The following is a 20,124-nucleotide window of genomic DNA, read 5'->3' on the forward strand; positions in this document are numbered from 1 at the left end:
GGATTTTCACTAATTGTCATGTATAAGTGATGACAAATGATTTAATCTTTATGAAGTTCCTCCATTTGCAGCCATTTATCAGGATGGATTCCCATTTGAGTCATGAGCTTATAGATGTCTATATTCGTCTTCTGCTGGTCAAGCTGCTGCTCGGTGCTTCCAGAGCCTCTCTCCTTGTCCACACTCATTTCCACAACTACCTCGCTTATCTATAATTTCCTCTCCATCCCCAACTCCGCAAACTCGTTGTCATTATTTCTCATCCGTACAAAAACTTACTCGCTAAACCAATTTACTCACCAAACTTACTTACCAATATTATAGCGAATGTATTCACACGATACTGTCGTCTTGTGGAACCATTGTCCTATGCTTCGGGTTCTAATTTTGTCGAATTTTATATGGGGAGATGATGTCACATATTTTAGATTATTGATGATTTCGATTGTATCTTATTTATATATAAAAAAACCACATTGGATTCATTTAAGAATACAATGTGGTTTGACGCAACTTGAGCCCGGTTCTAGTTCCCTGTACGAGCCAGTTCTTTCATATTTGCCTCAAATGCAGCGAGGAGCGCCGCTTCGCCTGTCAGGCCTTGGTCTTGAACCTTCTCGATATGCAGCAGCATCCGTTTATAATCCTTCGGAATGATACGAACAAAGCGGCTTAGCGCCTGATCCCAATCCGCAAGAATTTGCTGTGCCGGCGCACTGCCGGTATACCGCTCATGCTGCTGAACCAGACGAAGGAGTGCTTCCGCTTCTGATGTTTCCTCTACACGCTCGAGGAGCACCATTTCCAGGTTGCAGCGATCTACAAAAGTACCTTCCGGATCATAGACGTATGCAACGCCGCCGGACATGCCCGCTGCAAAGTTGCGCCCGGTTTCCCCGAGAACAACCACCCGGCCGCCCGTCATATATTCGCAGCCATGATCACCGACACCTTCAACCACGATGTTCGCACCCGAGTTACGAACGGCAAAGCGCTCGCCCGCGATGCCTCTTACGTAGGCTTCGCCTCCTGTAGCACCGTAGAATGCGGTATTACCCGCAATGATGTTCTCTTCTGCTTTGAAGGTCGCTTTCGGTGAAGGCTTCACGACCAGCTTGCCACCGGAAAGTCCTTTACCAATATAGTCATTGGCGTCCCCTTCTACCGTCAGGGTCATCCCTTTCGGCACAAATGCACCAAAGCTCTGACCAGCGGAACCAGTGAAACTGAATTGAATCGTATCTTCCGGCAGTCCGGCAGCACCGTATTTACGTGTCACTTCACTGCCCAGAATAGTACCAACCGCACGATCCACATTCGTGATCGGGAACGTGCCTTCAACAGCTGCTCCCGATTCCAATGCAGGTGCAGCGCTGCTCAGCAGAGAGCGCATATCCAGCGTTTCTTCCAGGCCATGATTCTGCCTTTGCGTGCGGAAGCGTGTGCTGCCTTCCGGAAGCTCCGGCGTATACAGAAGTGCGGAAATATCCACGCCTTTCTTCTTCCAGTGATAATCGGCTTGAACGGCGTCCAGGCAATCGGTGCGTCCGATCATATCATCAATGGTACGGAAGCCAAGCTCCGCCATAAGTTCCCGCATGTCTTCAGCAACAAAACGCATAAAGTTGACCACATGCTCCGGATCGCCCGTAAAGTTCTTACGCAGCTCCGGATTTTGCGTGGCTACGCCAACCGGACAAGTATCCATTTGGCATACACGCATCATGATACAGCCGATGGCAACCAGTGGTGCAGTCGAGAATCCATACTCTTCGGCTCCAAGCAGCGCCGCCACAACCAAATCGCGTCCGTTCAGCATTTTGCCATCGGTTTCAAGCACAACGCGGTCACGCAGATTGTTCATGATGAGGGTCTGATGCGTTTCGGCAAGTCCAAGCTCCCACGGCATACCGGCATGGCGAATGGAGCCTTGCGGTGAAGCGCCTGTACCGCCATCGTAACCGCTAATCAAAATAATATCTGCACGGCCCTTCGCAACACCTGCTGCAATGGTACCTACACCGACCTCGGATACAAGCTTCACGTTGATATCCGCACGCGGATTCGAGTTCTTCAGATCATAGATGAGCTCTGCCAAATCCTCAATGGAGTAGATATCGTGATGCGGTGGTGGCGAGATCAAGCCTACACCCGGCGTTGATCCCCGAACCTCAGCTACCCAAGGATACACTTTACGTCCCGGCAGCTGTCCGCCTTCACCCGGCTTCGCCCCCTGCGCCATCTTGATCTGGATTTCGTCTGCGTTAACCAGATAGTTGGAGGTTACGCCGAATCTTCCCGAAGCAACCTGCTTGATGGCACTGCGGCGGGAATCGCCGTTAGCATCCGGCACATAACGTCCCGGATCTTCTCCGCCTTCGCCCGTATTACTCTTGCCGCCGATGCGGTTCATCCCGATTGCAAGACTCTCATGCGCTTCCTTACTGATGGAGCCGAAGGACATCGCACCGGTCTTAAAACGCCGCATAATGGAGGCTGCAGATTCAACCTCATCCAGCGGAACCGGTTCGCCGACCGGCTTGATTTTCAGGAGGGAACGCAGTGTCAGATGCTGCTCATTCTCACCCTGTACAAGCTCGGCATACTTCTTGTATGTTGCATAATCATTCGTCCGAACAGCCTGCTGCAGCAGATGGATCGTTCTCGGGTTGAACAAATGATCTTCCCCGTCTGCTCTCCATTGATACTCGCCGGCTGAATCCAGCGCCTTATCATTGCCATCTTTATCAGTAAAGGCACGGTCGTGGTGGGCCAGCGCTTCCTTGGCCACTTCCTCCAGGCCGATGCCGCCAATACGGGATGGTGTACGTGTGAAATAACTTTCCACGAAATCTTCCTTCAGGCCGACAGCCTCGAAGATCTGAGCGCCCCGGTAGGACTGGATTGTAGAAATCCCCATCTTCGACAGGACTTTAACAACGCTCTTGCTTGCTGCTTTAATGTAGTTCTTCACAGCCTTCTCATGTGAAATGCCGCGCAGCATGCCTTCCTGTATCATATCGTCCAGCGTTTCGAATGCGAGGTACGGATTGACCGCACTCACACCGTAACCGAGCAGCAGCGCGTAATGATGCACTTCGCGCGGCTCACCGGATTCCAGCAGGATAGCCACCTTCGTCCGGGTTCCTTGACGGATCAGGTGGTGATGGAGCGACGAGACGGCGAGCAGCGAAGGAATCGCAGCATTGTCTTTGTCCACACCCCGGTCCGATAGGATCAGAATGTTATGGCCCTTGGCAATCACTCGATCCGCTGCCTCGCACAGCGTATTGATTGCTTTGCGCAGACCTTCAGCCCCTTCCGCTGGCGGGAAGAAGATCGGAATCGTCATGGATTTGAAGCCGGGACGGCGAACATGGCGCAGCTTCGCAAATTCTTCATTGGACAGCACCGGCGAATCCAGGCGGATGTGGCGGCAGCTTTCCGGTTCCGGCTTCAGCAGGTTGCGCTCCGGACCGATGGTCGTTGCGGTTGAAGTCACCAGTTCTTCGCGAATCGCATCGATCGGCGGGTTGGTAACCTGGGCAAACATCTGCTTGAAGTAGTTGAACAGCCGCTGCGGCCGGTCGGACAACACCGCAAGCGGTGCATCGTAACCCATGGACGCTATGGCTTCCGCGCCGGTGATCGCCATCGGCTCCAGCACTTTGCGCAACTCCTCATAAGTGTAGCCGAACGCTTGCTGGAGCTGGCGCACATTCTCGTGCTTCGGATCGGGCAGTTCCGGCGCTTCAGGAAGATCATGAAGCTCTACCAGATGCTCATCCAGCCAATCCGAGTAAGGAAGCTCGGCTGCAATGCTGGCCTTGACCTCTTCGTCGGAGATGATGCGGCCTTCCTTCGTATCAACAAGCAGCATCCGTCCTGGACGCAAGCGGTCCTTGTACAACACATTTTCCGGCGGAACATCGAGCACGCCCGCTTCGGAGGACAGGATGATCAGATCATCCTTGGTCACATAATACCGGGATGGACGCAGTCCGTTCCGGTCCAGGGTAGCCCCGATCTGGACTCCGTCAGTGAACGCCATGGCTGCTGGACCGTCCCATGGTTCCATCAGCGTGCTGTGATATTCGTAGAATGCTTTTTTGGTTTTATCCATGCTCTCATGATTGCTCCATGGCTCGGGAACCATCATCATAGCCACATGCGGCAGGGAACGACCACTGAGATACAGGAATTCAAATGTATTATCAAACATACCGGTATCGGAACCGTCCGGATTGATTACAGGTTTCACCTTCTCGAGGTCGCTTCCGAACAGCTCATGCTCGAACAGCGACTGGCGTGCGTGCATCCAGTTCACATTACCGCGCAGCGTGTTAATCTCGCCGTTGTGAATCATGAATCGGTACGGATGCGCCCGTTCCCAGCTCGGGAAGGTGTTCGTGCTGAAACGGGAGTGAATCAGCGCGATTGCGGATTCCAGTCCTTCTTCCTGGAGGTCAAGGTAGAACTCCCCGACCTGTTCCGTCGTCAGCATGCCTTTGTATACGATTTTGCGGCAGGAGAGACTGGATACATAGAAGCTGTCGCCCTCGGGCTTGCCGCTGTAACGGATAGCCAGCTCGGCACGACGACGGATGACATACAGCTTGCGCTCGAACGCAAGATCATCCTGAATGTCGGCGCTGCGTCCAATGAACACTTGGCGAACATACGGCTTTGCCGCTTTTGCGGACTTGCCGAGCATTTCATCGCTGGTTGGCACATCGCGAAACCCGATCAGGGTCTGACCTTCCTCAGCAATAATGGAAGCCAACTGGTCCTCATGTGCCGTGCGAACGGCAGGATCATGGGAAAGGAACAGCATGCCCGCACCATAGTGCCCGGCCTCGGGGAGCTCAAAGCCCAGTTTGGCCGCTTCTGCGGAGAAAAAAGAATGAGGAATCTGCAACATAATCCCAGCGCCGTCACCGGAGTTCGGCTCGCTGCCCTGACCGCCGCGATGCTCCATATTGGCAAGCATAGTCAGCGCGCTGCTGACGATTTCGTGGGATGGCTTACCCTTGATATGGGCAACGAAACCCATACCGCAAGCATCTTTTTCAAACTGCGGATCATAGAGGCCCTGTTTCTGGGGAAAATCAGTATGTTTCATAAGATGCAACCTTTCTTTTTATAGAATAAAAACTGCTGATCAATAACAGAAAAAACATAAAGGTTGGACATCAATCCTCACCTGCAGTGGACACACTGTCTTGAGGTGATGCAGTATTGTGCAAAAGCGCCAAAGGTTGACATTTACCTAACACGTAGATTAATTAGTTCTATATATTTTATCACCCTCATACAATGCAGGCAATTCAAAGTTTTTATGAATTTGATAAGAATTGTTTTTGTGAGAGTAATCACAATAGATCGCTTATTTTTATGTAGAATAGTGCAAAAAAACATGCAAATAAAACATTCCGAACAGGTCGATGTATTGACTTTTTTTGCAAAATGAATATATTCGGTTCAGCTTTGCCATTCCCCATTCTACCGAAATCAGACTTCACGGATCTGTTCAGACCAAAAACCTCGTCCAAATGGATCCGTCTTTAGAGCGTGCTCAAGTATACATTGCCAAGCTCATCTGGTCATTAAAAAAAAGACTTCCCCCAGATCCGATCGACCTTTGGGGAAGTCCTTTTGTTTTTTACTTACATATAAATGTGATCTTGCTTAAGCAGTCACCGCTGCGTCTCTCTCTGCCGTCTTCTTGTTATTTCGGGCAGCCAGGAAGTATACGGCGGTCAAAGCCAAGAATACCAGACCGAATCCGGCCAGTACGCCTGCGCTGGCCCACATGCCGTCGAAGCTTCCTGTGGAAATGACGTCCTTGTAGCCTTTGACACTGTATGTCATCGGCAGCAGCGGATTTAATGCCTTCATCCAGCCTGGAATGAGCTCCACCGGGAACGTGCCTGCGCTCGTGGTCAACTGGAAGATCAGAATCACAATGACAACAAAGCGTCCAGGCTGATCCAGCCAGGTTACGAACGTTTGCACCAGGAACATAAACGACAAACTTGTAATGAAGGAGAAGAGATAGAAGAGCGGAACGCTCTGCACCTCAAGCTTCAACCCGTACAGCATGACGACCACAGCCAGTAATGCCTGGATCAATCCCATACCGGCGAAGGATAATGTACGGCTGACAAACCGGTTCCATCCGGATGCATTCGGAACAGAAGCATCGCGAATCGGCAAGATAATCGTAGAAATCAATGCCCCGACAAACAAGCCGAGCGACAGGAAGTATGGTGCGAAGCCCGTACCATAGTTCGGCACTTCATTCATTTTGTGCTCTTCAACCTGTACCGGTTCGGCAAACATGGTCACCGTTTCGTCGGTTGTCTTAATGTCGCCCGTCTTGCCGGCAGCCTCGTTCAGCTTGCCTGCAAGCTCCCCGCTGCCATCCTTCAATTCATTCATTCCGCTCACCAGTTCTCCGGCGCCGGAATCCAGCTGCTTCGAGCCGTCGGCCAGCGTAGTTACGCCGCTTCCAAGCTTGCCTGCTCCGCCGGCCAGCTGCTGCGTCCCTTGCGAGAGCGTGGCCGCACCGCTGGCAAGCTCCTTGCCACCGGCTGCCGCTTCGCTCAGCTTCGTGCCGAACAGCTTCATGCCGTCAGCCAATTGGCTTTGGCCGGCATTCAGCTGCTTTGCACCCGCCAGCAGCTCTTGGCCGCCGGCTGCAAGCTGCTTGCCGCCTTCAGTCAGCTGAGCCGCTCCTGCGCTCAGCTTGCCTGCGCCTTCCTGCAGCTGCTGCGTGCCCTGGTTCAGCTCCGCTGCACCTTGTGCCAGCTGCTTCTGGCCCGCATTCAGCTCGCTCGTGCCGGATGACACGGATTGGCTCGCTGCCAGCAGCTGCTGAACCTCGGGACTCTGCGCAAGCTCCGGATTCCCTTCTGCCAGCTTCTTCAATCCATCCGCAACAGCCTGAGCCCCTTGCTCCAGGGCAGCCGTAGCTTCCAGCGATTGATTCAGCCCCGCTTTAAGGCTGCTGCTGCCTTCATGAGCGCTCTTCGCTCCTGCCGCAAGCTGGGAAGCTCCGGCCTGGTTGGCTTGCAGCCCTTCATGGAGACCGGTGCTGCCCGCTGCAGCAGATTCAATCCCTGCTTGCAGCTTCGCGCTGCCCTTGCTTGCTTCCTCAGCGCCTACCTGCAGCTGGCTGTGACCCGCTTTAAGCTGATCCAAGCCGGAGGCGAGGGTGCCTGCTCCCGTGTTCAGCTTGCCAGCACCGTTATTTAGTTCCTGCACCCCTTGGGTTAAAGGCGCAATTCCGTCCTGCAGCTCTTGCGTGCCGCTGACCAGCTTAGCCAGATTTTCCTTCAGCTTCACGGCGCCATCGTCCAATTTAACGGCACCTTTGGACAGCTTGGTCGCGCCGTCTCCGGCTTCGCTTAAACCATCGGATACTTTGGCTACTTGATCAAACAGCGTCTCCGTGTAGGCTTCCGTTACCTTCGCGGACACCTTGGACTGAATCTGCTTCACGGCAGATCCGCCAATTTGGGCTGCCAGGAAGTTGTAGCCTTCATTCGGCTCAAATACGATCTGCGCAGGCTGCGGATGTTCATCCATTAAAGTTGTCGCCTGCTGCGAGAAATTCTCCGGAATGCTGATGGTCATGTAATACTTATTATCCTGCATGCCCTGCTCAGCTTCATTCCGGTCAACGAACTGCCAATTAAAATCTTTTCCCTTCTTCAGTTCGGCGACCAAATCCTCGCCAGCCTGAAGCGTCTTCCCTTCAAAAACAGCGCCCTGGTCGTTATTGACGACCGCTACAGGCAAATCCTCCATCTTTCCATAGGGGTCCCAGAAGGCCCCCAAGAACATACCGCTGTACATGACCGGTATGAACAGCACCGCGATAATCGGAATCAAGATTTTTTTGTTCCGAACGGCAGCGCCAAGATCCTTTGCAAATACAGATAATGACTTCATCCAGTCTCTCTCCTTTTTTTCTCTAGATACAGCAGCTATTTTGCCGACATGAATCTGCATCACAGGCAGATAACATTTCCAAACCAGTACATAATGACCAATTCTCTCATTCGGTCAGTTTAAACCAAAAAAAAACGATCGCTGGCAAGGAAGACGATCCCTCAAGCCAAGAGAGTCCGCCTTCCTCATCACGAAGGAGGCTGCATTCTTACCTCTTATGAAGAGGCCTTCAACCCGTCAGCCAGGAACACCATCATATATTCCTTGATCTGTTCCTTGCTTAATGGCTCATGAAGCTGATTAAAGTCGGTCGTGAGCGCAACGTACAGCTTCAGCATCACGAAGGATACCACTTGAGCATCCAGCGGTTTGATCTCACCGATCGATATGGCATGCTCCACAATCCCCTGGAGATAGCCGACGATCCCGTTCTCCACTTTCGTCAATCCTTCATGAGCCTTCGGCGTGCCGATATCCCGCACTTCCTGAGACAGCTTGATGAACAGCTCATGCTCGCTCCGGAATTCAAGCAGCGCATCCAGCACGCGATACAGATTGTCAAAGAAATCCCTGTCCTTCTTGATCTCCCGCTCCGCAAGACGCTTCATCTCCATAATCGCCGAGAGCAGAATTTCGTCAAACAGTTCATCCTTATTCGTGAAAAACGTGTAGATCGTACCTTTCCCAACATTCGCAATCTTCGCCACCTGTTCCATCGTCGTCGCTTTATATCCGAACAAAGCAAACGACTTGGAGGCAGCATCTAGCACCTGCTTCCGACGGTCCACAGCTGGCATGCTTACCCCTCCTTCTATGATCTTCTTAAGATTGGTCTTACCCTCGAAAATGACCATAATACAATTCTGGTCATTCGGTCAAAAATCACTTTATCAGATTATCGATTCCTTTGCAATATCTTTCGTTAAATTTTTAAATAATTCTAAGTGAAGGTTCAAATCTTATTATAACGTCTAATGAAAGAAAAACGTCGATCAACGAATATGGGGCCGCAAAATAATTGAAATGCTTTTCCCTTTTGCGCGTATACTTAGGGTGCATACTCTTTTTTTTCGCGCCGCTCTTCAAAAAACGATTCCTGTTTTGTAAGATAGAGGGAGAAAGAAGTAGGTGAAACCATGCGATATACAAGAGTGCTCCTCTTTTCCGAGGGATTCGGCACAGGACATACGCAAGCAGCGTATGCGCTGGCTGAAGGTATACAACGGATGAGTCCCGGCATCCAATGCCGTGTCATTGAGCTTGGCAATTTTTTAAATCCGACCGTAGGGCCGTTAATCTTGTCCGCTTATCGAAAAACCGTCAGCACCAGGCCGCGCCTTGTCGGCATGCTGTACCGTTCGCAATATAAGAAATCGTTAAACCGTCTGACGCGGCTCGCGCTTCACCGGATTTTCTATGCACAGGCCCAGCGGGTGATCGAGGAGCTGCAGCCGGATCTTATCATATGTACGCACCCGTTTCCTAACGCCGTGGTCTCACGCCTGAAGCGTCAAGGACTTGAGGTTCCGCTCTATACACTCATCACCGACTATGATGCACATGGCACCTGGGTTAATCCGGAAGTCGATGAATATCTCGTATCCACTCCCCATGTGAAAAAGATGCTCATGCTCCGGGACATTCTGCCGGAATACATACATGTGACCGGCATTCCCGTGCATCCGAAATTCTGGGAAAGGGGCGATCGCAAGGCGCTTCAAGCCGAGCTTCAATTAAAAAACATGCCTACAGTACTGATTATGGGCGGCGGATGGGGTCTCGTATTCAATAAGGAACTGCTCAGTAAGCTGGCAAGCCGGGCCGGTGATATCCAGCTTGTCTTCTGTATGGGACAGAACGAGAAGCTGGTGGCCAGCATGCGCGAGGATCCGATCTTTCAGCACCCCAACATCCACGTCCTTGGTTATCGTGAGGATATACATAAACTCATGGACGTGTCGGACCTGCTCATTACGAAGCCCGGCGGAATGACTTGTACGGAAGGAGCCGCCAAAGGGATTCCCATGCTGTTCTACGAGCCGATCCCGGGACAGGAGGAAGTGAATTCCCACTTTTTTGTTAGCGAAGGCTATGCGGAGATTCTGGATTCTGCTTCCGTTATCGATAAATGGTTGAATCTGCTGTCGGATCGCTATGATCAAGTAACGAAACACCGTAATGATGCAGGCAGGCGGCGCATTCGGCATTTGGAGCCGGATCACTGCGCAGGCCAGGTGAGTGGGGCTGCTAGAACGAAGGACGCATACCCGGCTATCAGGAAGAAACCATCAAGATATTGGCGGACCAGCCCTAATATCCATTCTAATTCTTACATTGCCTATTCAAACAAAAAGCTTCCCTGTCACGGAGGACAGGGAAGCTTTTTTTGCATTAACCCATCTATATTTCGAGGCTTTCTCCCGCTTTCAACGGATGACCCTGAATACCGGTTTTGGCCAATTCGGCGCAGAAGGCCCCTGCATCCTGTTTAATGCCCGGGAAGGTGTCATAGTGCACTGGAATCACATGCCTCGCACGAATCCACTGTGCGGCCAGCAGAGCGTCCTCCGGACCCATGGTCAGCATGTCACCGATCGGCAGCGCAGCTGCATCGATGTGATTCATCTCCCCGATCAGGCGCATATCCCCAAACAGACTCGTATCACCCGCATGGTAGAATGTTTTGCCGCCCATCGTCAGAATGACGCCACCAGGCTGCCCTGCATAGATCCAGGTGTCCCCTACCGAAATGGATGAAGAGTGAAAGGCCGGGGTAAACTTCACCTTAAAGCCGTCAAACTGTGAGCTTCCGCCGATATTCATGCCATGGGATTTGACGCCCTGGGTACCGCAGTACACCGCGAGTTCATAAACCGCGATAATCGGACAATCGTTCTGCTTGGCAATCTCGATGCAATCGCCAAAATGGTCGGAGTGCCCATGCGTCAGCACAACCGCATCAACTTTCACATCGCTTGGTTTAATACCGGAGCCTGGATTGCCTGATAGCAGCGGATCGATGATAACACGAACTCCGCCTTCTTCCACCAACATGCTAGAATGGCCGTAATACGTAATATTCATGGTTAAACACACCTCCTACATACTAGTTTACCCATGTGGGCACTACTTGTAAAAAGAGTGGTTCCCTATTTTTTTCACGAACGTTCTTGAATGATGAACCGTCAGGTCCTGAGCAAGCTTTAGAGACAGGAAAAAATACGTGTCGTCCTTTACTTCCTTTTGGCCGTGAAGTGCCGCATTCACAGATTTGATCGTCTCCTCGTTTGGCTGGACACGTTTAAGACGCCCGTTCGCTACAGGACTAAATTGGTGCTTTTGATAGATTACATCGGTAATAGTATCGGGAAAATTGGCTGACCGCAGCCGGTTTAAGACAACATTAGCAACTGCTACTTTGCCTTCGTACGGTTCGCCTTCCGCCTCTGCCATGACAATCTTCTGGAGCAGAAGCAGCTCTTCAGCTGACAAATCATAGGTCCAGGTTGCTTTATCTTTCTGAGCCTGGGTTAACGTATTTGTTCTTGTGAAGAATAAAGTTGTGGGGGGTGTTAGGCTTTTAGCCTGTGATTTGACGACATGTGTCCCCTTTTGTTTTGCCGGTTTCCCGTCTGCATCCTGAGATTTGGATTCTTCCTTCTTCTCATCTGCAGTCTTCAATGTTTTTTGTGAGTATAAGTTCCCGGGATCAGCCAAACCAATGCCCTTTGAACTTGAAAAAGCGTCCTGCTTGCCACCCGGCTTATTCCACTCATGGAAAACAATTGAAGACAAAATGTTGACAGGTTCCCTATCCTGCTTTGTACTCGCTTTTACCGCTAATGTATCAGGGTCGCCTTCAGGAGCCAGGGCAGCCATCACAAACTTCGGCATGTCCTGCTGCTGTTCTTCCCCTTCAGTTGTTTCTGCCTGCATTCCAAGCAAACTTATAAGAGACAAACTCACAAAGAGCGCTCCGATGAGCAGCGCAACCCAGCGATTTTGCCGAAGAATTTTTATAACCATATTTTTCCTCCTATGATGTTGGCACATTTCCTACACTATGTAACCACATTTTTAGGCGTTGAAAACATGGTAATTTTATGAACATTTTATTTTCAATTTCAGAAAAAGGTTTAAAGCCGCGCCACACCTACAGTTTCGTACATCGGAATCGACTGCAAATTTGTACGGAAAAGAACAAGCTCCTGCACGCTCCACTGGATAGGATCGGGTCCTCTTCCGATTTCATCCAATGAAAATTTTTGATTTCCTTGAAATTTCCGGGCGATGGTAATATGTGGACGATAGGGACGATCCTCCGGCGCAAATCCGAAGGATTGCATTTTGGACACCACCGATTGCTGAAGATGGGCCAACGCATTCAAATCTCCGCCGACCCCTGTCCATAAAATCCGGGGTGAGCTGCTTGTCCCAAACACGCCGGCATCCTGTATGCCAAGTTTGAAAGGCTTGTGCTCCCCGGCTACCTGCTGAAGCCCCTCCGTCAATTCCTCAATGCGATGAGTCGGTGTATCACCTAGAAACTGTAAAGTAATGTGGTAATCCTGCGGATGAACCCATTTTTTGAAATTCACATGCTCTGCCAGCTTGTCCGCCCACTCCTGAATCCGGGAAGATACCTCGGATGGCAGATGAACGGCAACAAATAAACGATCCATAGCTCCCTCAGCCGAATGGCTCAACTAAGACACTTCCTTCCTAATCATCATCAAGCAGCCATCGGCTGCTATAAGCACCATGTTTTCGCAGTTCGTTTATAGTGTGAGCAATAGAGCCTGAAAATAAATATGAGGGGTACATCATTTCGCCTAAAAATATGATGAAGCTTCAATTTACCATAAATCGGACAATAATACATGTATAAATTTGTCAAGCGGACGGGTTCCGCCATGCGCAAAGCCATGATTTCTGATAATATGTTCCAAAGAGAGTATCGCTTTTATTCTGTATTATCATCACATTCCCCAGGAGGTAGTACCATGCCGAAAATCGTTGCCATTCACGACTTAACCACCGAGCAGCAGCAAAAAATCAAGGATGTCGCCCCCGGCTATGAGCTGATCGTTACAAAAGCTAAAGAGCTTACGACAAGCATAGTTCAGGATGCCGAAATACTGATCGGCTGGTCGCGCTCCATCCAGGAGGATGTCTTGTCTGCGAACAGTAAACTCAAGTGGATACAAGCATGGTCCGCTGGCGTAGATAAAATGCCGCTTCCAGAGCTTCAGGATAAGGACATCCGCCTCACCAATGCCAGCGGTGTACATAGCGTTCCGATTACGGAGCATATTTTTTCCATGATCCTGGGCTTCACCCGCAACCTGCATCTTGCCATCCGACAGCAGTCGAACAAGAAATGGGATACTTTGGGTACCTTCACGGAATTGGCAGGCAAAACGATTGTCATTGTCGGCGTCGGCCAGATTGGCAGCCACACCGCACGTGTCGCGCAGGCGTTCGGTATGCGGACGGTCGGGGTTCGTCATTCCGGTAAATCAGATCCCCATATAGAAGTGATGTATAAGGTCGATCAGCTTGATAAAGCGCTGGCGGAGGGCGACTATGTCGTGAACATCCTCCCGCTGACGGATGAGACCCATGGCTTGTTCAATCAAGCACGATTCTCCGCTATGAAGGACACCGCTATTTTCATCAACGTGGGTCGAGGCCAGACCGTGGTAACCGATGATATGATTCGGGCGCTTCAAGACGGGTCATTGGCGGGTGCAGGCCTTGACGTCTTCGAGGAAGAGCCGCTTCCGTCGGATCATCCGCTGTGGGCGATGGACAACGTTATCATCACGCCGCATACGGCGGGCGATACGGATCGCTACAGCGAGCGAGCCGTGGCTATTTTCCTGGAAAATTTAAAGAACTATGTAAACGGCGAGCCGCTATCCCGCAATGTGATCGATTACAGCAAGTCGTACTAGGATCAGAGTGCAAGAAGTCTGAACATTCGTTTGAAGCGATCTTGAAGCAAATAGAAAGGTGTCCCGTGATCTGTATCCTCGGGACACCCTATTCGTTTATATAATAATCCCAATGTCGGCAGGAGTGAACATGTATGCAGCCATTTACGAAACGCGTGATCGAAGTGATCCAGAGCATCCCCGAAGGATATGTGGCGACTTATGGACAAGTAGCCCGATTGGCTGGGAGTCCGCGGGCCGCACGCCAAGTCGTTAGAATACTTCACACCCAAAGTCATATTCATAAGCTTCCATGGCATCGGGTTGTTAATGCCAAAGGCGAAATTGCCATCAAGGACGATGAGTCCAGATTAATGCAGGAGCTGTACCTGCAGGACGAAGGCGTTACGGTTAACCACCTGGGCATGATCGACTTGAAGAAATTTGGTTACGATCCTGCGGAATAGATACACACAGCCAGATTTCTCTTACAAAACTCCCCTTACGGGTCGTGCTATGATGAAGTACCTTCCACCCCGTCTCCCGCAAATGTTCCCTTAATGGTTCCGTGCTAATGATAACCGCCCGATCTGCCAACCTGTGTAAGCTATGCAGCATCTTCAACTTCTCTTCCTCTGGGAAAACGGAACACACATTATAAGGAAGATCCAGAATAGCCGCGTCATAATGTCCTTGCCATGTATTCATATCATGAATGGCAACTATGTTGTCATCATAACCGTAATGCTTCAGGTTCACCCTTGCTCCCCGCACCGCAAGCGGGTTAATGTCACAGCCCTCGACCGAAATTCCCATCGACAACGCCTCGATCAGAACATTTCCCATTCCACAGCAGGGATCCAGCAGCATGACCCCATCGGGTTCAGGTGCAGCGATGTTAACCAATGCCCTTGCTAACCGAGCGCTAAGACCTGTGGAGTAATTTTGCGGCTTCTGCTTATGCTTCAGCCAGGCACGCGCTGGCTCTTGCAGTATGCCCAAGCGCCAGATGCCGTCTATGGATATCATCCCAAACGTGATATCGGGTGATTTCATTTGTGCTGTTCCTGCGATTCGGCTGCCTACCCTTCGCTCAAACTCGCGTAATTGATCATAAGTATAAGGATCTCCCGCCTTTAGGGAAACAACTTTGAAGGTGGCGTTCCTAAGCTGAATTTGGCCTGCTTGCTCTGCCATTTGTTCTATCGAATCGCCAGTCACCCTGACATCCAGGCAAGCGGACAGGAATGGGCTGCGATCCGGATCCACCCATTGCTCGCTTTCCAGCCAGTCCTCTCCATCCGGCATATGTCCGAACAGCTCGGCCAGCTCCATGAAGCACAGCTCACGCTCTGTTTCATGACAGGCGTAAGTATACAGATATGATGACTTATCCCTTATGGAAGAAGGACCCCATGCAATGTCATCTTGAACGAAATTCGTCATTTATTTCTACTTCCTTCTATTATATAGGTGAGTACCCTGCATCAGCGTAAACGTACGCATTAATACATATGTGGCAGGATAAATGTTGTATGGAAATAAAATGCTGCGCAGTTTAGAATAGTTTCTTCTATTATAAAGAGAACTATATGGATTCAACTAATAGACGATAAGATGCCAGCCGCGCAGCATAATCACTCACCGGTGTGACAATCAAGAACTCGTCACATTCATACTGCTCTGCCATATTCTGCAGCCTGAGGTGCACGCTTGCAGGCGTACCGACAATAAGTCGACTAGGGCCTGGCGTCCTGGAAGCAGCCGTATCCGGACTTCCTTGTTTGGATTTGCCTGCCGGATCTCCGTTGTAGATCGGATCTCGGCTGCGGCTCCCCCCTTTATCGCGATCGGCCGATCCATAAAACTCAGCTTGTCCAATCCTGGTTGAAGCAGAGCTCTGTTCGGGAGCAGCTGCCACCGTGTCCAAGCGGTTCGAGGGCAGCGGACGCTGTCCGAACCCGGAAGCTTGAGCAGCAAGCTCGCCTGCTCGTTCCTCCGTCTCTGCACACACAATGCTTACTGCCACCATCGTGTGCGGTTCTCGCAGACGTGCGCTGGGCTGAAAACCTTCACGATAAGAGCGCAGAACCTCGGCACCGTTCGTATCGCTCATGAACTGGCCGAATACATACCCCGTGCCGAATTCCGCCGCATAACCGGCACTCTTCGTATTCGTGCCGAGCATCCACATAACCGGCTCCGTTACAGGAACCGGTTTCGCTGCCACCGGCACATCCTCGTAGCGATATCGGTCTTCGAGCAGTTCGGTCAGGGCCCGAATCCGATGAGGTAAATCTGCCACGTGGCCCAGGAAATTTCCGCTAAGCGCCATGCTTGTATGCGCGGAACCTCCCGGCGCCCGCCCGATCCCGAGATCGATGCGTCCGGGATACAGCGCCGCCAGCATACGGAAATTCTCCGCTACCTTCAGTGGACTGTAATGCGGCAGCAGCACGGCCCCGGAGCCGAGGCGAATACGTTCTGTCCGGGCGCCGATATGGGAGAGCAGAATCTCGGGCGAAGCGCAGGACAAGTGCTCCAGATCATGATGCTCCGCCGCCCAGTAACGGCGGTAGCCCCACGCTTCCGCATGCTGTGCCAGATCCACCGCATGCAAAAGGGCCTCCTCGAAGGTGCTCTCCCCAAAACGCGGAACAAGATCAAGCACGCTAAACTTCAATGGGTTGTTCATAAGCTCCCTCCTTCTCCTGACCCCTAATCCAGATCGTAGATCGAGCCAACCTTCAGGCCATATAACTCGTTGTATATTTTCTCGGCAAAGGCATCCGTCATGCCCGCGATATAATCAATCACCATATGCTCCCATGTCCAGATCGGGTGCGCCCGCTTCTGATCCGCTTCATAACGCTGAAGCCAATCCGATGGAATGATGGCCGTTGAGGCAACAGGATCAAGAAAAGCGTCCCACAGGCGCTTAATGATCCACTCACTGCGTTTTTGCAGACGCTGGACCCGCAGGTCGCGAATCATGGTCACCCAGGCGAAACTTTTCAGGACGCTGACCGTGCGCAGCATATCCTCGTCCTCCGCGCCGTCTCTGACAAACGTCACCTTTTTCCAGTCCCCGTTCGTGATCACGCCCAGGCTGCCTACAAACAGACTCACCCAATAGGCCTTTACCTCGCGCCGGGTACGGGAATAGTCATTCTCGCAAGTCGGCATCTTCTCATTCCAAATCTTGAGGAACTCATCCAGCACCGAATCCACCTTCGGATGAATCTTCTCTGGGGTCCAGCCCTTCCACACCTCGTCCTCCAGCGTCATGATCTTCTCCACGATCAGCTTGTTCAGATGACTGTCCCGCAGAAAATGCTCATGCACCTCAATCTTTCCGGCTTTAATGCCATCCTCCAGATCATGCGCGGAATACGCGATGTCATCACAGAGGTCCATCAGCTGCGCTTCGAGCGTCCGATACGTGGCAGGAATTTGCCAAGCCTCCCGGATGTGGGAGATATATTCCCATTCATGCCGGTACATCCCTTTCGGATTCACCAAACCGGAGAACGGATATTTATTAATTCCAAGCAGAACCGCATCGGACAGGTTGAGCCCGTTCACGTTCTCTCTTTTCTCCAAAAACATGATCAGCCGAAAATTGTGCGCGTTCCCTTCAAAATGCTCATATTTTCGACGCATCGCCCGCTGTACTTCAGCAGCCTGCTCCGGTGTGGGCGTACCCGGCTGACGCGTCAGCTCCTTCTCGGTTCTGCGGTCGATGAGTTTCTCCAGAATGCCCTGGAGCACCTCTTCGCCTTTATGACCAAATGGAGGATGTCCAAAATCATGGGCGATTGCCGCACATTCCACCACCTCGGGATCAATCATCAGGCCCGCATTCTCGGCTTGTTCCGGCAGCACTTCAGGATAATGACGGGTCAGGCTTCGCGCCGCTTCCCGTGCAATCTGCGCAACCTCCAGTGAATGCGTTAAGCGCGTTCGGTAGTAATCGCCGGTGCCTGCACCGAATACCTGTGACTTCCCCTGCAGCCTGCGGAACGTCGGCGAATGGATCAGGCGGGAATAATCCCGCTCGTATACTGCGCGCGAAGCATCGGACTTCGTCTGCTCCGGGTATTGGCGATGCTCTCTAAGCTCCCTCAGTCTCATTTTCCCCACTCCTGTTTATCTGTTTATGGTCGATTCTGAATTGTTCGTTCCTTAGATTATATGCCATCTCGCTTCTGAAAGAAAAAGGTTATTCCTTCTGTACCCGTTCCCTCATTGTATACCCCTATCGTAACGCCTGTTATCCGCTGTGGAGGATTTTCCTTCATATACCAAGCTTCAAACACCGACACGGTGAGCAGACTCTCCCTCTGCCAAGCATTTCATGTTATGTAAAAAGGATGGATTGGAGCGTAATAAAGCTTACATTATGTAAAGCACCAGACGCTTCTAGGATCACACAAAACCCGTACCGAATGAAAAGGCCGCCTATTGGCGACCCCAGTGTTTCACAATAAGTTTTTTTCTGCCAATACGGCTGTTAGATGCTGCAAAATTAGCGACGTTTCGTATGTCGTAAAACAGCGCTTGTCACTTACTCTCGCTATTAAAGACCCCTACCCGGTGCAGGACAGTCATGATTCGGTAAAAATCGAAGCTGCCTTCCGGGTCATTCAAAACCTCTGCCTGCTGAGCAGCCTGTATCGCGGGTTCTGCCCAGCTTGGAACTTTTGCAGACTTTCCACTCTCTACGTCCTTGAGCCTGGAGTTCATTTGCTTCATGGTATTGCTCTGTTCTGTTAACATTTTCATTGCGGAAGCATACTGCTCGTTAAGCTGACGTACCTGCTCTTGTGTCTTTTGCAGCTCCGCTGTTAATTGTTCGATTTTCATGCGTTCCTCCTCCTCCGGACTGGGTACATCATACTGATGAAGTGCGTTTTGCTCCATAAGGGAGATCAGCTTTTTCGGATAATTGGGATCTGTAGCGTAGCCTCCCTTCCATATCTCCGTTGCTGCCGTTTTATAGTCCGCCCATAACACGCCATGGTAACGCATTGGCTTGTCTCTCGTTCCATTCAGGATGAGCCGCGTATGATCAGCAACCGATTCGCTCCAGCTGTTATACTTGCGGAACTGGGCGTTGGTTGTATAAGGTGTCTGCCCCCGGTATTCCGTTGTCTGCATGGTGACACTTCCCGCCGGACCGGTTCCCTTGATACCAAACAGATTATTTGCTTTTTGCGTGAGACCACTCGTTCCCCAATTCGACTCCAAAATAGCCTGGGCCAGCGTAAGTGAAGCCGGTACCCCGTATTTACGCATGTCCTGAACAGCAACAGGGGCAAGTCGGGCAATAAATTCAAGAGGCTTCATTCTTTTTCTCCTCCTTTCCTTCGGTTTGCTTGTCCCCTTCTTCGGATTTGATCTGGAACACCTGTACCACATTACGCAGGGACTGAGGGATCGGTACTCCCATTCGCCCAACGTTCTCAATAATAGACAGCAGCTCATTCGCAAGATAGAAGAAAATCACGGTATTCTGAAAATAATTCATCTCTCCCAGCACCCGGTCCACCAGATGCATCAGGGCGATGATGAGAAAAATGGTCATTTTTCGTGCAATACCAGTATAACCAATGCGGCTGCGCAGCTCACCGTTCATCCAGGCCGCGCCCCATCCTGTCAGCCAATCGATCACCACGAACCATAACAACAGATGCAGCGGCAGCGACCACCCGCCCCAGACGTACCCTGTCACGGCCCCCGTCCCCGCCACCAGCATCTTAAAAATCTGACCGATGTGCTCATACATAATTGCTCCTCCTTTATATGGTTTTGAGGGTGTGAAAAAGCCCTCGGTGAGCCGAGGGCTGGATTGAAGTTAGAATTGAAGTTATTCATAGCTGATCATAATAGAGATCACCTTTTAGCATGTGCACCACTTCGCATGCGGATCATGCTTCCGATCGCTGTTGCCCCCAGATTTTCTTGTAACTTTATCGATAGGGTTAAAATCCGGGGACAAAGGCGAACGCTCCGCTTCTCCAGCCTGATTCCGCCTTCTCCGTTGAAGCTTTTTAATGTAAGCTCATTCAAAGCAGCGTTTAGTAGGCCTCGCCAGTAATAACTTCGAATTCTTCTGGCGTGATTACACCGAATGAAACATACAGTCTCAATTGGGGCTTCTGCGCCCATTTTTTTTCAAAGTAGTACTTCAATCGTTCAAAATCGTTCTCAAACATCGTCTCCCGCTCCT

At 51.1% G+C, this 20,124-nt stretch carries 15 protein-coding genes and 1 pseudogene; 3 read left to right on the forward strand and 13 right to left on the reverse strand.

Going from position 1 to position 20,124, the window contains the following annotated elements; genetic code table 11:
- Positions 1–41: 41 nt before the first annotated feature.
- The 4 genes from PVOR_RS31145 to PVOR_RS25810 form a co-directional block, all read right to left on the reverse strand.
- The gene (locus PVOR_RS31145; protein ID WP_006212503.1) at positions 42–188 is read right to left on the reverse strand and encodes a hypothetical protein; all 147 of its coding nucleotides are present in this window, start codon (positions 186–188) and stop codon (positions 42–44) included.
- A 338-nt stretch (positions 189–526) separates the two neighbouring features.
- A complete protein-coding gene (gene gltB / locus PVOR_RS25800; protein ID WP_006212504.1) occupies positions 527–5,122 on the reverse strand; it encodes a glutamate synthase large subunit in 4,596 nt (1,531 codons plus the stop codon).
- 566 nt (positions 5,123–5,688) lie between these two features.
- The gene (locus PVOR_RS25805) at positions 5,689–7,956 is read right to left on the reverse strand and encodes a YhgE/Pip domain-containing protein (RefSeq protein ID WP_006212505.1); all 2,268 of its coding nucleotides are present in this window, start codon (positions 7,954–7,956) and stop codon (positions 5,689–5,691) included.
- Positions 7,957–8,171: 215 nt separating this feature from the next.
- Entirely contained in the window at positions 8,172–8,753 is a 582-nt protein-coding gene (locus tag PVOR_RS25810) for a TetR/AcrR family transcriptional regulator (RefSeq protein WP_006212506.1), read from the reverse strand.
- Positions 8,754–9,092: 339 nt separating this feature from the next.
- Between PVOR_RS25810 and PVOR_RS25815 the strand changes: the two are divergent.
- A pseudogene (locus tag PVOR_RS25815) lies at positions 9,093–10,270 on the forward strand (MGDG synthase family glycosyltransferase).
- 86 nt (positions 10,271–10,356) lie between these two features.
- On the opposite strand, the gene PVOR_RS25820 reads toward PVOR_RS25815, so the two are convergent.
- From PVOR_RS25820 to thpR, 3 genes are all read right to left on the reverse strand, one after another.
- Complete coding sequence (locus tag PVOR_RS25820) at positions 10,357–11,040, reverse strand: metal-dependent hydrolase (RefSeq protein ID WP_006212508.1); 684 nt, start codon at positions 11,038–11,040, stop codon at positions 10,357–10,359.
- A 42-nt stretch (positions 11,041–11,082) separates the two neighbouring features.
- Entirely contained in the window at positions 11,083–11,982 is a 900-nt protein-coding gene (locus PVOR_RS25825) for a cell wall hydrolase (protein ID WP_006212509.1), read from the reverse strand.
- A 110-nt stretch (positions 11,983–12,092) separates the two neighbouring features.
- Positions 12,093–12,662 carry an RNA 2',3'-cyclic phosphodiesterase gene (gene thpR / locus PVOR_RS25830; protein ID WP_006212510.1) on the reverse strand — a complete coding sequence of 190 codons (570 nt, stop codon included), beginning with the start codon at positions 12,660–12,662 and terminating at the stop codon, positions 12,093–12,095.
- A 297-nt stretch (positions 12,663–12,959) separates the two neighbouring features.
- On the opposite strand from thpR, the gene PVOR_RS25835 reads away from it, so the two are divergent.
- Both PVOR_RS25835 and PVOR_RS25840 read left to right on the forward strand, forming a co-directional pair.
- The gene (locus tag PVOR_RS25835) at positions 12,960–13,913 is read left to right on the forward strand and encodes a D-2-hydroxyacid dehydrogenase (RefSeq protein ID WP_006212511.1); all 954 of its coding nucleotides are present in this window, start codon (positions 12,960–12,962) and stop codon (positions 13,911–13,913) included.
- Between the two features lie 134 nt (positions 13,914–14,047).
- Positions 14,048–14,359 (forward strand): MGMT family protein, encoded by a 312-nt coding sequence (locus tag PVOR_RS25840; protein ID WP_036640726.1) that lies wholly within the window; start codon positions 14,048–14,050, stop codon positions 14,357–14,359.
- Here the strand turns inward: PVOR_RS25840 and PVOR_RS25845 are convergent.
- From PVOR_RS25845 to PVOR_RS29925, 6 genes are all read right to left on the reverse strand, one after another.
- Positions 14,304–15,338 carry a TRM11 family SAM-dependent methyltransferase gene (locus tag PVOR_RS25845; RefSeq protein WP_006212513.1) on the reverse strand — a complete coding sequence of 345 codons (1,035 nt, stop codon included), beginning with the start codon at positions 15,336–15,338 and terminating at the stop codon, positions 14,304–14,306. The two genes, PVOR_RS25840 and PVOR_RS25845, sit on opposite strands and share 56 nt — an antisense overlap.
- Before the next feature lie 142 nt (positions 15,339–15,480).
- On the reverse strand, positions 15,481–16,587 hold the full coding sequence (locus PVOR_RS25850; protein WP_006212514.1) for an LLM class flavin-dependent oxidoreductase: 1,107 nt from the start codon (positions 16,585–16,587) through the stop codon (positions 15,481–15,483).
- A 23-nt stretch (positions 16,588–16,610) separates the two neighbouring features.
- Complete coding sequence (locus PVOR_RS25855) at positions 16,611–18,026, reverse strand: deoxyguanosinetriphosphate triphosphohydrolase family protein (protein ID WP_006212515.1); 1,416 nt, start codon at positions 18,024–18,026, stop codon at positions 16,611–16,613.
- Positions 18,027–18,455: 429 nt separating this feature from the next.
- Positions 18,456–19,241, reverse strand: coding sequence for a glycoside hydrolase family 73 protein (locus PVOR_RS25860; RefSeq protein WP_006212517.1), 786 nt, complete (start codon positions 19,239–19,241; stop codon positions 18,456–18,458).
- Positions 19,228–19,680, reverse strand: a complete 453-nt coding sequence (locus PVOR_RS25865; protein ID WP_006212518.1) for a phage holin family protein — start codon at positions 19,678–19,680, stop codon at positions 19,228–19,230. The genes PVOR_RS25860 and PVOR_RS25865 overlap by 14 nt, the downstream gene beginning before the upstream one ends.
- Positions 19,681–19,972: 292 nt before the next feature.
- Entirely contained in the window at positions 19,973–20,110 is a 138-nt protein-coding gene (locus PVOR_RS29925) for an XkdX family protein (protein ID WP_006212519.1), read from the reverse strand.
- Positions 20,111–20,124 lie beyond the last annotated feature (14 nt).

This window comes from Paenibacillus vortex V453 (genome assembly GCF_000193415.1).
GTDB classification, from domain to species: domain Bacteria; phylum Bacillota; class Bacilli; order Paenibacillales; family Paenibacillaceae; genus Paenibacillus_AQ; species Paenibacillus_AQ glucanolyticus.

Bases quoted from the DNA above. Each gene is read 5' to 3' on its own strand.
- PVOR_RS31145 (WP_006212503.1), bottom strand. From the start codon at position 188: ATGAGTGTGGACAAGGAGAGAGGCTCTGGAAGCACCGAGCAGCAGCTT.
- gltB (WP_006212504.1), bottom strand. From the start codon at position 5,122: ATGAAACATACTGATTTTCCCCAGAAACAGGGCCTCTATGATCCGCAG.
- PVOR_RS25805 (WP_006212505.1), bottom strand. From the start codon at position 7,956: ATGAAGTCATTATCTGTATTTGCAAAGGATCTTGGCGCTGCCGTTCGG.
- PVOR_RS25810 (WP_006212506.1), bottom strand. From the start codon at position 8,753: ATGCCAGCTGTGGACCGTCGGAAGCAGGTGCTAGATGCTGCCTCCAAG.
- PVOR_RS25820 (WP_006212508.1), bottom strand. From the start codon at position 11,040: ATGAATATTACGTATTACGGCCATTCTAGCATGTTGGTGGAAGAAGGC.
- PVOR_RS25825 (WP_006212509.1), bottom strand. From the start codon at position 11,982: ATGGTTATAAAAATTCTTCGGCAAAATCGCTGGGTTGCGCTGCTCATC.
- PVOR_RS25835 (WP_006212511.1), top strand. From the start codon at position 12,960: ATGCCGAAAATCGTTGCCATTCACGACTTAACCACCGAGCAGCAGCAA.
- PVOR_RS25840 (WP_036640726.1), top strand. From the start codon at position 14,048: ATGCAGCCATTTACGAAACGCGTGATCGAAGTGATCCAGAGCATCCCC.
- PVOR_RS25845 (WP_006212513.1), bottom strand. From the start codon at position 15,338: ATGACGAATTTCGTTCAAGATGACATTGCATGGGGTCCTTCTTCCATA.
- PVOR_RS25850 (WP_006212514.1), bottom strand. From the start codon at position 16,587: ATGAACAACCCATTGAAGTTTAGCGTGCTTGATCTTGTTCCGCGTTTT.
- PVOR_RS25855 (WP_006212515.1), bottom strand. From the start codon at position 18,026: ATGAGACTGAGGGAGCTTAGAGAGCATCGCCAATACCCGGAGCAGACG.
- PVOR_RS25860 (WP_006212517.1), bottom strand. From the start codon at position 19,241: ATGAAGCCTCTTGAATTTATTGCCCGACTTGCCCCTGTTGCTGTTCAG.
- PVOR_RS25865 (WP_006212518.1), bottom strand. From the start codon at position 19,680: ATGTATGAGCACATCGGTCAGATTTTTAAGATGCTGGTGGCGGGGACG.
- PVOR_RS29925 (WP_006212519.1), bottom strand. From the start codon at position 20,110: ATGTTTGAGAACGATTTTGAACGATTGAAGTACTACTTTGAAAAAAAA.